The organism is Pseudoalteromonas sp. Scap25, from assembly GCF_013394125.1.
In the GTDB taxonomy this organism is placed as follows: Bacteria; Pseudomonadota; Gammaproteobacteria; order Enterobacterales; family Alteromonadaceae; genus Pseudoalteromonas.
Genome location: NZ_CP041327.1, coordinates 249,305 through 263,577, shown reverse-complemented (window position 1 = coordinate 263,577; position 14,273 = coordinate 249,305). Strand labels below are relative to the sequence as shown.

The window sequence follows — 14,273 nt, the reverse complement described above, 5'->3', positions numbered from 1 at the left end:
TGAGCCAGACAAGCTAAAATCATATAACAGCGCGAGCTGAAATTATTGTATCTGCAACCTGCTTAGAGGCTTCAGCGTACTTCAAAAACTCCATAGAGTATGAGGCACGGCCCTGTGTTGCAGATCGTAAAGCAGTCGCATAACCGAACATTTCAGATAGTGGTACCACAGCATTAATTTGCTTAAGGCCACCAAGTGCATCTTCCATGCCTTCGATCATGCCGCGACGACGGTTTAGGTCGCCAACTACATCACCCATGTTTGCTTCAGGAGTGAGTACTTCAACCTTCATTACTGGTTCTAAAAGTGCAGGGTTTGCATCTAGCGCACCTTGTCTCATAGCCAGTGAACCTGCTATTTTAAATGCCATTTCATTCGAATCCACATCATGGAATGAACCATCATATAAAGTCGCTTTAACACCAAGTAATGGGTAGCCTGCCAGTACACCTTGAGCCATTTGCTCTTGGATACCTTTGTCTACCGCAGGGATGTATTCTTTCGGCACTGAGCCACCTACGGTTTCGTTTACGAACTCGTAAATTGGGGCTTCATCATCCGAAATATCCATCGGTTCAAGTTTAAGCCAGACGTGACCATATTGACCACGACCACCTGATTGACGTACAAACTTTCCTTCAACTTCAACAGTTGAACGAATAGCTTCTCGGTATGCAACCTGCGGCTTACCAACGTTACATTCAACACTGAATTCACGTTTCATACGGTCGACAATGATATCAAGGTGAAGTTCACCCATGCCAGAGATAATAGTCTGGCCTGATTCTTCGTCAGTTTGTACGCGGAAAGATGGATCTTCTGCAGCTAGTTTTCCTAGCGCGATACCCATTTTATCCTGGTCAGCGATTGTGCGAGGCTCAACCGCAACAGAGATAACTGGTTCTGGGAACTCCATACGCTCAAGCGTAATAATAGAGTTCGGATCACACAGTGTTTCACCTGTTGTTACGTCTTTGAGACCAATAGCCGCCGCGATGTCGCCTGCGTGGACTTCTTTGATCTCTTCACGTGAGTTTGAATGCATCTGAACGATACGACCAAGACGCTCACGCTTACTTTTTACTGGGTTATATACCGCGTCACCCTGTTTAACAGTACCAGAGTAAACACGGAAAAAGGTTAAAGTGCCAACAAACGGGTCTGTTGCAATCTTGAATGCAAGAGCAGCAAACGGCGCTTTATCATCAGCAGGACGCTCTTCCTCAGTACCATTTTCTAAGATACCTTGGATTTGTTTCACTTGTGTTGGTGATGGCATATATTCAACAACGCAATCAAGCACAGCTTGAACACCTTTGTTTTTAAATGCACTACCACACGTCATGGGAACAATTTCGTTCGCTAATGTGCGTTGACGCAAAGCATTTTTAATTTCTGCTTCGCTTAACTCTTCACCTTCTAAGTATTTATCCATTAGTTCTTCAGTAGCTTCAGCAGCGCTTTCAACTAAGTGAGAGCGCCATTCTTCGGCTAGTTCCTGAAGTTCTGCCGGTATTGCCTCATAAGAGAAAGTCATACCCTGGTCTTTATCATTCCAGTTAATGGCTTTCATTTTAATAAGGTCAATAACACCTTTAAAGTCGTCTTCAGCGCCAATAGGCAGCTGGACTGGAACAGGCGTTGCTCCAAGACGAGATTTCACCTGGCTTACAACCGTTAAGAAGTCAGCGCCCGTGCGATCCATTTTATTTACGAAGATCATTCTCGGAACTTCGTACTTGTTCGCTTGACGCCAAACTGTCTCAGTTTGCGGCTGTACACCCGATGAAGCACAAAGAACAACTACCGCACCATCTAGTACACGTAAAGAACGCTCTACTTCGATAGTGAAATCTACGTGCCCTGGGGTATCAATAATATTGATGCGATGGTCGTCAAATTGAGCGTCCATCCCTTTCCAGAAACACGTTGTTGCAGCAGAAGTGATTGTGATACCACGCTCTTGTTCCTGCTCCATCCAATCCATAGTTGCAGCGCCATCATGCACTTCACCGATCTTATGAGAAAGACCTGTGTAGAACAGAACACGTTCTGTTGTGGTGGTTTTGCCTGCATCTACGTGAGCACAAATACCGATATTGCGGTAACGCTCAAGTGGAGTTGTACGTGCCATAAAATCCTCTTAAAGGTTAAGGACAGATTACCAACGGTAATGAGCGAATGCTTTATTCGCTTCAGCCATACGGTGAACGTCTTCACGTTTCTTAACCGCAGTGCCTTTGTTATCAGCAGCGTCAACGATTTCTTGAGCTAAACGTAAGCCCATAGATTTTTCGCCACGCTTACGTGCAGCGTCTACTAACCAACGCATACCTAATGCGTTGCGACGTACTGGACGTACTTCAACTGGTACTTGATAAGTTGAACCACCAACACGGCGAGATTTAACCTCTACCTGTGGACGGATGTTATCAAGTGCAGTTTCAAAGATTTCTAGGTGCGACTTGCCTGATTTCTCAGCAGCCACGTCTAGCGCACCATAAACGATTTTTTCAGCAGTAGATTTCTTGCCGTCTAACATTACGATGTTAACGAATTTTGCAAGAAGTTCCGATCCGAACTTAGGATCTGGAAGAATTTTACGTTGACCTATTACGCGTCTTCTAGGCATTTTGTATCTCCGGTTTATTCAGGTTTGTCCTTTTGGAACAATAACCCAAAACAATAATTAATAATATTTAGTGCTTGGCCTTACTAACGGAATACAATTAGCCTTTAGGGCGTTTTGCACCGTATTTAGAACGAGCTTGACGACGGTCGCTTACGCCTGCACAGTCAAGTGCACCACGTACAGTGTGGAAACGCACACCTGGTAAATCTTTAACACGACCACCACGGATTAGGATTACACTGTGCTCTTGAAGGTTATGACCTTCACCACCGATGTATGAAGTTACTTCGAAACCGTTAGTTAAACGTACACGAGCTACTTTACGTAACGCCGAGTTTGGTTTCTTAGGTGTAGTTGTATATACGCGAGTACATACACCACGCTTTTGCGGACACGCTTTAAGCGCAGCTGAGTTACTTTTAGTAACCTTGCTACGACGTGGCTTACGCACTAGCTGGTTAATAGTTGCCATTTAAATAGCTCCTGAAATTAAAATTACTACTGAAAAAAATAAAAAATCCGCCCTTGTTTTACGAGCATGTATTAAACGTGCAAGTAAATGGGTGGCGGAATTTTAATGAGCAAAGATTGACCTGTCAACCTAAACCGCTCGCAAGGCAGTAGATAACTACCTTGCTAAACTCTAATCTATTGATTAGATTCGGTTTATTGATTTCCAGATAAATCCGCGTTTAAGGCATCAGTCAGTGCTTGAGTCGCCTCTTCTGCACTTACCGTTTGCTCTTCAACAACGTCTTTTTGCTTACGACGAGCCATACGATCTTGATGATACGCAAAACCGGTACCGGCTGGGATCAATCGACCCACAATTACGTTTTCTTTCAGACCGCGTAACTCATCGCTCTTACCATTTACAGCGGCTTCTGTTAGGACACGAGTTGTCTCCTGGAACGAGGCTGCTGAGATGAAAGATTCTGTCGCTAGTGATGCTTTAGTGATACCCATTAACTGGATTTCAAACTTAGCTGGGATCTTACCTTGAGCTTCAAGGTCGCGGTTTGCGATATTAACGCGTGCCACTTCAATTTGCTCACCAGCTAAGAACTCAGTATCACCACCGTCTAGAATGATACATTTACGTAGCATTTGACGAATAATAGTTTCAATGTGCTTATCATTGATCTTAACGCCCTGCAAACGGTAAACCTCTTGCACTTCGTTAACAATGTAGTTAGCAACATGAGTCACACCACGTAGGCGTAAGATGTCATGCGGTGACTCTGGACCATCGGCGATAACTTCACCTTTAGACACTTGCTCACCTTCAAACACGTTAAGTTGACGCCACTTAGGAATCATTTCTTCGTAATGATCGCCTTCAGCTGGAGTAATAACTAAACGTTTCTTACCTTTAGTCTCTTTACCGAAACTAATCGTACCGGTGATTTCAGCTAAGATAGCTGGATCTTTCGGCTTACGCGCTTCAAATAAGTCGGCTACGCGTGGTAGACCACCCGTGATATCACGAGTTTTCGAACCTTCTTGCGGAATACGTGCTAGTACGTCACCAGGATTTGCAGTCGCGCCGTCTGTTACTTCAATCGTAGTGAATGAAGGAAGACGTGTTTCTTGCAAGCCACGCTCATCACTTTCAATGATAAGTTTCGGCTCTTTCGCATTCGCTTTAGCAAGATCTTTAACAACTACGCGAGTTAAACCCGTTAGTTCGTCAGTCTGTGCTTCAGTATTTGAATCATCGATATCGCTGAACGATACTTTTGATTTATGCTCAAGAACGATTGGGTGACTATGCGGGTCCCAAGTAGCAACAATGTCGTTACCTTGAACTTCTGCATTGTCTTGCACTGTTAATACCGCACCGTAAGGTACTTTATAACGCTCTTTCTCACGACCATAGCTATCAATGATAGTGATTTCGGTAGAACGAGAGGTAATAACAATCTTACCATCTGTATTTAATACATACTTAGCGTTGTGAAGTTTTAATGTACCGTTAGTTTTAACTTGTACATTATTTTCAGCAGACGCTCTTGATGCCGCACCACCGATGTGGAATGTACGCATCGTAAGCTGTGTACCCGGCTCACCGATTGATTGTGCCGCGATAACACCAACTGATTCACCCGCGTTGATGATATGACCACGTGCTAGGTCACGACCATAACACTTAGCACAAACACCAAAGTCGTTATCACAGGTGATAACAGAACGTACACGAACTTCATCAACTGAGTGCTCTTCTAAAAGGTCACACAGTTTTTCGTCAAGCATGATGTTACGTTCTACAAGTACTGTATTAGTACCTGGAATAACAACATCTTCAGCAACAACACGACCTAGTACACGTTCGCGAAGTGCTTCTACAACGTCACCACCTTCAATAAGCGGTTTCATTGTTAAGCCATCTTCTGTGCCACAATCGTCTTCATTGATTACCAAATCTTGTGCAACGTCTACTAGACGACGCGTTAGGTAACCCGAGTTCGCTGTTTTCAGTGCTGTATCGGCAAGACCTTTACGCGCACCGTGCGTTGAGATGAAGTACTGAAGTACGTTTAGACCTTCACGGAAGTTAGCCGTGATTGGCGTCTCGATGATTGAACCATCTGGACGTGCCATTAGACCACGCATACCTGCTAGCTGACGGATCTGAGCGGCACTACCACGAGCACCTGAGTCGGCCATCATAAACACTGAGTTAAATGACGGTTGCTCTTCTTCTTCACCTTGCGCATTCACTACGGTGTCTTTTGACAAGTTAGCCATCATTTCACGTGATAAGTTCTCATTTACACGTGACCAAATATCGATAACTTTGTTGTACTTTTCACCAGCCGTTACAAGACCTGATTGGAATTGTTGGTTGATTTCAGTTACTTCAGCTTCTGCTGCTTCAATGATTGATGCTTTAACTGGTGGGATAACTAAGTCATCGATACCAATTGAAACACCTGACTTCATTGCGTAGTGGAAACCGGTGTACATAACTTGGTCAGCAAAAACTACTGTGTCTTTTAAACCAAGACGACGGTAACACTCATTTAGTAAGCTAGAAATTTGCTTTTTACCTAGAGCTTGGTTGATTGACTCAAACGGCATACCTTTAGGTAAAATAAGAGACAGAATTGCACGACCCACTGTAGTATCAATGATAGTGATTGTATCTTCTACAACACCATCTTCATTAGCTACTGATTGGCTAATACGTACTTTCACTTTTGCGTGAAGGTCGGCATTACCACTACGGTATGCTTTTTCTGCTTCTTTAGGATCTTTAAATACGGTGCCTTCGCCTTTGGCGTTAATGCGGTCACGCGTCATGTAATAAAGACCTAATACAACGTCCTGTGAAGGAACGATGATTGGCTCACCATTAGCAGGCGATAAGATGTTGTTTGTAGACATCATTAACGCACGAGCTTCTAGCTGCGCTTCAATTGTTAGCGGTACGTGTACCGCCATTTGGTCACCATCGAAGTCGGCGTTGTAAGCCGCACATACTAATGGATGCAAATGAATCGCTTTACCTTCGATAAGCACAGGTTCAAACGCTTGGATACCCAAACGGTGAAGTGTTGGTGCACGGTTAAGTAATACTGGATGTTCACGAATTACTTCGTCTAGTACATCCCATACTTCCGCTACTTCACGCTCAACCATCTTTTTAGCTGCTTTGATTGTCGTAGCCATGCCGCGACGTTCTAATTTGCCATAGATGAATGGTTTGAAAAGCTCTAATGCCATCTTCTTAGGAAGACCACACTGATGAAGCTTAAGTGTAGGACCAACCGTGATTACAGAACGGCCAGAGTAATCTACACGCTTACCAAGTAAGTTCTGACGGAAACGACCTTGCTTACCTTTGATCATATCAGCAAGCGATTTAAGTGGACGTTTGTTAGAACCTGTAATTGCACGACCACGACGACCATTATCAAGTAGCGCATCAACCGCTTCTTGTAACATACGTTTTTCGTTGCGTACGATAATATCTGGTGCAGCTAAATCTAGTAGACGCTTAAGACGGTTATTACGGTTAATAACACGACGGTAAAGGTCATTTAGATCAGATGTCGCAAAGCGGCCACCGTCTAGTGGTACTAATGGACGTAAGTCAGGTGGCAATACTGGAAGTACTGTCATGATCATCCACTCAGGGTTATTACCTGATTGGTGGAACGATTCCATTAACTTAAGACGTTTAGTGATCTTTTTACGCTTAGTTTCAGAGTTAATTGTTGGTAACTCTTCACGCATCTCTGCAATTAATTGAGCAAGATCGAGTTCACGAAGCAAGTCTAATACTGCTTCAGCACCCATCTTCGCTTCAAACTCATCGCCGTGCTCTTCAAGTGCATCTAGGTATTCTTCTTCACCTAATAGCTGACCACGCTCAAGCGTTGTCATACCAGGCTCAGTTACTACGAATGATTCGAAGTAAAGAACACGTTCAATATCACGAAGCGTCATATCAAGCATTAAGCCGATACGTGACGGTAATGATTTTAAAAACCATATATGCGCAACTGGACTTGCCAGTTCTATATGACCCATACGGTCACGACGCACTTTAGTGAGTGTTACTTCAACGCCACACTTTTCACAGATCACACCACGGTGTTTAAGGCGTTTATATTTACCACATAAACACTCATAATCTTTCACTGGGCCGAAAATACGGGCACAGAATAAGCCATCGCGCTCAGGCTTGAAAGTACGGTAGTTAATAGTCTCAGGTTTCTTTACTTCACCGTATGACCATGAACGAACCATGTCTGGTGAAGCAAGACCAATGCGAATTGCATCGAATTCTTCGGTCTTATTTTGTTGCTTCAGAAACTTAAGTAAGTCTTTCACCTTAGCTCTCCTGTCGGAGTTAATCTTGAGGACGGATGTTCTCGTCCCTACATTCTATTCAGCCATAACAGATGCTGCAGCGTTCACTGCAGCATCTAATTGGCTTAATTTTCTTCCAACTCGATGTTGATACCCAGTGAGCGGATTTCTTTCAACAATACGTTGAACGATTCTGGCATACCTGGTTCCATTTTATGGTTACCATCAACGATGTTTTTATACATCTTAGTACGACCGTTCACGTCATCCGATTTCACTGTTAACATTTCTTGTAGAGTGTAAGCAGCACCGTAAGCTTCAAGTGCCCATACTTCCATCTCACCAAAACGCTGGCCACCGAACTGTGCTTTACCACCCAGCGGCTGCTGAGTAACAAGGCTGTAAGAACCAGTAGAACGCGCGTGCATCTTATCATCAACCAAGTGGTTAAGTTTAAGCATGTACATGTAACCTACAGTTACTTGACGTTCAAACTGATCGCCAGTACGGCCATCATAAAGTGTAACCTGACCACTTCTAGGGTAGCCGCCTAGCTCTAGCATGTCTTTGATTTCGTCTTCTTTCGCGCCATCAAATGCAGGAGTAGCAATCGGTAAACCACCTTTTAAGTTTTCAGCTAAACGACGAATTTCGTCATCAGAGAAACTAGCGATATCCACAACCTGACGAGATTCACCGATCTCATAAGCTTGTTTGATGAATTCACGTAGCTCATGAAGCTCGCGTTGCTCTTTCATCATTTCTTCTAAGCGCTCACCAATACCGCGTGCAGCTAGACCCATATGTGTTTCAAGGATCTGACCGATGTTCATTCGCGATGGTACACCTAGTGGATTTAGTACGATATCTACCGTACGACCTTTGTCATCGTATGGCATATCTTCTACTGGTACGATAGTCGAGATAACACCTTTGTTACCGTGACGACCCGCCATTTTATCACCCGGTTGGATACGACGTTTAACAGCTAAGTATACTTTAACAATTTTAAGTACACCTGGTGCTAAGTCATCACCTTGAGTAATTTTACGACGTTTGTTTTCAAACTTCTTATCGTATTCAGCTTTAAGCTCATCGTACTGTGCAGCTAGTTGCTCAAGTTCAGCTTGCTTGTCTTCTTCAGCAAGGCTTTGAGTTAGCAACTTTTCAGCATTCAGTGACGCTAAGTTGTCTTCATCGAAGCCAGCTGCCACAAGTAACTTGCGAGCACGCTCTAAAACACCAGCTTCTAGAATACGGAACTCTTCGTTGAAGTCTTTCTTCGCTTCGCGAAGCTGCATGTCTTCAACTTCTAACGCACGCTTATCTTTTTCAACGCCATCACGGGTGAAAACTTGTACGTCGATTACAGTACCAGTTACAGAGTTAGGTACACGTAAAGAGCTGTCTTTAACGTCAGACGCTTTTTCACCGAAGATAGCACGTAGTAGCTTCTCTTCTGGTGTTAATTGCGTTTCGCCTTTCGGAGTCACTTTACCTACTAGGATATCGCCGCCTTTAACTTCAGCACCAATATATACAACGCCTGATTCATCAAGCTTGCCTAGTGCAGATTCACCCACGTTCGGGATATCTGCTGTGATCTCTTCTGAGCCTAATTTAGTATCACGGGCGATACACTGTAGTTCTTGAATGTGGATAGTCGTTAGACGATCTTCTTCAACTACGCGCTCTGATAGTAAGATTGAATCCTCGAAGTTGTAACCGTTCCATGGCATGAATGCCACGCGAAGGTTTTGACCAAGGGCTAAGTCACCTAAGTCAGTCGAAGGACCATCTGCTAACACATCGCCACGAGTAACCGGTTCACCAACCATACAAGTCGGCTTTTGGTTAATACATGTATTTTGGTTAGAACGTGTGTACTTGGTTAAGTTGTAGATGTCGATGCCCGCTTCACCAGGGATGCGCTCTTCTTCATGTACATTAACAACGATGCGACTTGCGTCGGCATACATTACTTCACCACCACGTTTAGCAACAATCGTTACACCAGAATCTTTTGCTAGTGTTAACTCAATACCTGTACCTACTAACGGTTTGTCCGCTTTCAATGTTGGTACTGCTTGACGTTGCATGTTTGAACCCATCAATGCACGGTTAGCATCATCGTGTTCTAGGAACGGGATAAGTGCTGCCGCTACAGAGATCACCTGTTGTGGTGATACATCCATATATTGCTGGTCCATACGACCCATAAAGGTTGATTCACCTTTGTGACGACATGGAATAAGTTCATCTACAAACTCATTGGTTTCAGTTAAGTTTGAGTTCGCCTGTGCGATAACAAACTGACCTTCTTCAATGGCTGATAGGTAATCAACTTCATCAGTTACTACACCGTCTACCACTTTGCGGTAAGGTGTTTCTAAGAAACCGTAGTCATTGGTACGTGCATACGTAGACAATGAGTTAATTAGACCGATGTTTGGACCCTCAGGAGTCTCGATTGGACATACGCGACCGTAGTGAGTTACGTGAACGTCACGTACTTCAAAGCCAGCGCGTTCACGAGTTAGACCGCCCGGACCTAATGCAGAAATACGACGCTTATGCGTTACTTCTGATAGCGGGTTATTTTGGTCCATAAACTGTGATAACTGAGACGAGCCGAAGAACTCTTTAACCGCTGCCGAAATAGGCTTAGCGTTAATAAGATCTTGTGGCATTACCGCATCAAGGTCACCTAAGCTTAAACGCTCACGTACAGCACGTTCTACACGTACTAAACCTACACGGAATTGATTCTCAGCCATTTCGCCAACACTACGTATACGACGGTTGCCTAAGTGGTCTATATCATCAACATCGCCAACACCGTTACGAATAGCAATCAATACTTTCATAACCGCTACGATGTCTTCTTTGCTTAATGTGCCAGGGCCTGTGTCTGAATCGTAACCAACACGGCTATTGAACTTCATACGACCTACTGTTGATAAGTCATAGCGTTCTTCTGAGAAGAATAAGTTCTCAAATAAGGCTTCAGCCGCGTCTTTCGTCGGTGGCTCGCCTGGGCGCATCATGCGATAAATTTCTACTAGTGCTTCTAAACGGTTGCTTGACGAGTCAATATTCAACGTATTTGACATGTAAGCGCCGCTGTCCACTTCATTGATGTATAGTGTATCAATGGTCGTGTGACCGGCTTTAACCAATTCAGCCATCATTTCAAGCGTTAGCTCGTCATTTGCAGTAGCAATGATTTCACCTGTTGACTCATCAACATAGTTCTTCGCTAATACACGGCCAATGATGTACTCATGTGGTACTTCTAATTGCTTAATGCCTTTTTTCTCGATGCTCTTGATGTGGCGAGCCGTAACACGACGACCGCTTTCAACAAGGACTTCACCGTCTTCGCTCTTGATATCAAAAGCGGCAGTTTCACCACGTAAACGTGAAGGCACAAGTTCCATAAGAACCTTACCGTCAGCGATTTCAAACGCAGTAGTATCGAAGAAGATATCTAGGATTTCTTCACTCGTGTACTCAAGTGCACGTAAGATGATAGACGCCGGTAATTTACGACGACGGTCAATACGTACATATAAGTTATCTTTTGCATCAAATTCGAAGTCTAACCATGAACCACGGTAAGGAATTACACGTGCGTTATAAAGCACTTTACCTGACGAGTGAGTTTTACCGCGGTCGTTATCAAAGAATACACCAGGGCTACGGTGTAGCTGAGAAACGATAACACGCTCTGTACCATTGATTACAAAAGTACCGGTATCGGTCATGAGCGGAATTTCGCCCATGTAAACTTCTTGCTCTTTAATGTCTTTAACTGTGCCTGGAGCTTCTTTGTCCATTACTACAAGACGCAGTTTCACGCGAAGTGGAGCAGAATAAGTCACACCGCGAATTTGACATTCTTTTACATCGAATACTGGCTCACCAATACGATAACTTACGTATTGAAGCTCAGAATTTCCCGAGTAGCTTTTAATTGGGAACACAGAACGGAAGGCAGCTTCCAAACCATGATCGCCATCAGCGTCCGGGACTAAGAATTTTTTAAACGATTCTAACTGCGTCGACAGTAAGAAAGGTATATCCAAAACTTGTGGACGTTTACCAAAATCCTTACGGATACGTTTCTTTTCAGAATAAGAGTAAGCCATGGGGTTCCTCAGCTTGCTGATCTTTGACCCGACCTGTTCTTGTAAGAACAGACTTAACTGGCATCTATGCCAAGATGTACAACATTAACTGTTGTTCCAACTTAATCCCACCTCAACACTAGCAAACTATAAAGTGTTGAAATTAAAGAATAAATCAGATTTTATTTGCGCTATAAGAATAGTCGCTCTATAGCGCAAAAAGGCCGGTGATTAAATAATCACCAGCCCTTGCCTGATTTCTCAGGCAGCGAACCTAGCAAAAGCTAGATTACTTAACCTCAACTTCAGCACCAGCTTCTGTAAGGTCTTTAGCAAGAGCTTCAGCTTCTTCCTTAGAGATACCTTCTTTAACTGGAGTTGGAGCAGCTTCAACTAGAGCTTTAGCTTCTTTTAAGCCAAGACCAGTTGCGCCACGTACAGCTTTGATTGCCGCAACTTTATTAGCGCCAGCGCCAGTAAGGATTACGTCAAATTCTGTTTTCTCTTCAGCAGCTTCAGCAGCAGGACCTGCTACCATAGCAGCTGCAGCAGTTACGCCGAATTTTTCTTCCATTGCTTCAACTAGAGCAACAACGTCCATTACTGACATTTCAGCAATTGCGTCAAGGATTTGGTCTTTAGTTACAGACATTACAAATTTCCTAATAATTAACGGACTCTAAGGTCCAAATAAATTTACACCGAAAGGGATTAAACAGCTTAAAATTAAGCAGCTTGCTCTTCTTTCTGTACACGTACTGCTTCAATTGTTTTACACAATTTACCAGCAGACGCTTCTTTCATAGCGCTCATTAAGCGTGCAACAGCTTCGTCGTATGTAGGTAGAGTTGCAAGCATAGCTGCATCTACTACATTACCTTCAAAAGCGGCCGTTTTAAGCTCAAATTTCTCATTCTTTTTCGCGAAGTCTGAAAAGATACGCGCAGCAGCACCTGGGTGCTCTGATGAGAAAGCGATTAAGCTTGGACCAACAAATGAATCAGATAGGCATTCAAAGTCTGTTCCTTCAAGAGCACGTTTAGCTAGAGTGTTACGGACAACTTTCATCCAAACACCCGCTTCGCGAGCTTCTTTACGAAGGGCAGTGATTGCACCAACTGTTACACCACGAGAATCTGCAACTACTGCAGATAGAGCACCAGTGGCTGCTTCGTTGACTTCAGCAACAATTGCCTTTTTGCCTTGAAGATTTAAAGCCATGGGTGTTACTCCTGGTTTAATGGGTTACCGTACATCGGCTTCCCTGTTTTACTCTTCCCCACCAATAAAGGTGGAGATGCTTTTTACGGCGAGAGCCAGAAGATTAGGAAAAATCTATCTGGGGATTCACACCGTCTACGTAGGTAATATTAAGGCCGAAGCCGCCTACGGTCTTGGACGGAAGCCCAATTTATCGCGTTGCCCGAAGGCGCTTCGAAATTATGGACTTCAACCCGAATTCTTTACTTTGCGATTAACTAAATTAATCAGCAAAATGGCGCAAAATTATAGTACAAATTTCACGCCATGTAAACACTCAATTAAGCAACAACTGTGCTTAAAGTGCCTTGGTCAACAGAAACACCTGCGCCCATTGTTGTAGAGATAGTTACTTTCTTCAAGTAAACACCTTTAGCTTGAGAAGGTTTAGCCTTCTTAAGCGCAACAATTAGAGCCTCAAGGTTTTGTTGTAACTGCTCAGCAGTGAAATCAACCTTACCAATAGTAGTATGGATGATACCATTTTTGTCATTGCGGTAACGCACTTGACCTGCTTTCGCATTTTTAACTGCTTCTGCAACGTTAGGTGTTACAGTACCAGTTTTAGGGTTTGGCATTAGACCACGTGGGCCTAAGATTTGACCTAGTTGACCAACAACACGCATAGCGTCTGGTGATGCAACAACAACGTCAAAATTCATCTCGCCTTTCTTAACTAGGTCAGCAAGATCTTCCATGCCTACTAATTCAGCACCGGCTTCTTTTGCAGCTTCTGCATTAGCGCCTTGAGTGAATACAGCAACACGAACGTCACGACCAGTACCGTTAGGTAGTACAGTTGCACCACGAACGTTTTGATCAGATTTACGAGCATCGATACCAAGGTTAACAGCAACGTCAACACTTTCTACGAATTTAGCTGTCGCTAGTTCTTTTAAAAGAGCAACTGCTTCGTTAATTTCGTAATCTTTAGTTACTTCCACTTTTTCGCGGATAGTACGCATACGTTTAGTTAATTTAGCCATTATCTTAGTCCTCTACGTTCAAGCCCATCGCACGCGCAGAACCTGCGATAGTGCGAACCGCAGCTTCTAAATCAGAAGCTGTAAGGTCTGGTTTCTTTGTCTCAACGATTTCTTCAAGTTGAGCACGAGTTACTGTGCCTACTTTCTCAGTGTTAGGACGGCCTGAACCAGATTTGATACCTGCAGCTTTCTTAAGTAAGTAAGCAGCCGGTGGCGTTTTCATGTCGAACGTAAATGAACGGTCGCCGTAAACAGAGATCACTACAGGAACTGGAGCGCCTTTTTCGATAGATTCTGTACGTGCGTTGAACGCTTTACAGAATTCCATGATGTTTACACCGTGTTGACCTAGTGCTGGACCTACTGGAGGACTAGGGTTAGCCATACCAGCAGCAACTTGTAGCTTGATTAGAGCTTCAACTTTCTTAGCCATTATAAATACCTCAT

Annotated in this window: 9 protein-coding genes; all 9 read right to left on the bottom strand. The window is 43.7% G+C overall.

The genetic code is table 11. The annotated features are described in order from the left end of the window. Positions 1-19: 19 nt before the first annotated feature. The 9 genes from fusA to rplK all read right to left on the bottom strand — a co-directional run bounded on the left by fusA (position 20) and on the right by rplK (position 14,259). Positions 20-2,134 carry an elongation factor G gene (fusA, locus tag FLM54_RS01235; RefSeq protein WP_010392137.1) on the bottom strand — a complete coding sequence of 705 codons (2,115 nt, stop codon included), beginning with the start codon at positions 2,132-2,134 and terminating at the stop codon, positions 20-22. A gap of 27 nt (positions 2,135-2,161) precedes the next feature. Then, positions 2,162-2,632 carry a 30S ribosomal protein S7 gene (rpsG, locus tag FLM54_RS01230; protein WP_010392135.1) on the bottom strand — a complete coding sequence of 157 codons (471 nt, stop codon included), beginning with the start codon at positions 2,630-2,632 and terminating at the stop codon, positions 2,162-2,164. A 97-nt stretch (positions 2,633-2,729) separates the two neighbouring features. Further along, complete coding sequence (rpsL, locus tag FLM54_RS01225; RefSeq protein ID WP_002958885.1) at positions 2,730-3,104, bottom strand: 30S ribosomal protein S12; 375 nt, start codon at positions 3,102-3,104, stop codon at positions 2,730-2,732. Positions 3,105-3,298: 194 nt separating this feature from the next. Continuing rightward, complete coding sequence (gene rpoC / locus FLM54_RS01220) at positions 3,299-7,471, bottom strand: DNA-directed RNA polymerase subunit beta' (RefSeq protein ID WP_178954656.1); 4,173 nt, start codon at positions 7,469-7,471, stop codon at positions 3,299-3,301. 104 nt (positions 7,472-7,575) lie between these two features. Beyond that, positions 7,576-11,601 (bottom strand): DNA-directed RNA polymerase subunit beta, encoded by a 4,026-nt coding sequence (rpoB, locus tag FLM54_RS01215; protein ID WP_010392125.1) that lies wholly within the window; start codon positions 11,599-11,601, stop codon positions 7,576-7,578. Between the two features lie 268 nt (positions 11,602-11,869). Further along, positions 11,870-12,232 (bottom strand): 50S ribosomal protein L7/L12, encoded by a 363-nt coding sequence (rplL, locus tag FLM54_RS01210; protein ID WP_008108465.1) that lies wholly within the window; start codon positions 12,230-12,232, stop codon positions 11,870-11,872. A gap of 74 nt (positions 12,233-12,306) precedes the next feature. After that, positions 12,307-12,801: a 50S ribosomal protein L10 gene (rplJ, locus tag FLM54_RS01205; RefSeq protein ID WP_008108464.1), complete on the bottom strand. Its 495-nt coding sequence runs from the start codon at positions 12,799-12,801 to the stop codon at positions 12,307-12,309. Between the two features lie 320 nt (positions 12,802-13,121). Beyond that, positions 13,122-13,826 (bottom strand): 50S ribosomal protein L1, encoded by a 705-nt coding sequence (gene rplA, locus FLM54_RS01200; protein WP_010392122.1) that lies wholly within the window; start codon positions 13,824-13,826, stop codon positions 13,122-13,124. 4 nt (positions 13,827-13,830) lie between these two features. Further along, complete coding sequence (rplK, locus tag FLM54_RS01195; protein ID WP_008108462.1) at positions 13,831-14,259, bottom strand: 50S ribosomal protein L11; 429 nt, start codon at positions 14,257-14,259, stop codon at positions 13,831-13,833. Positions 14,260-14,273 lie beyond the last annotated feature (14 nt).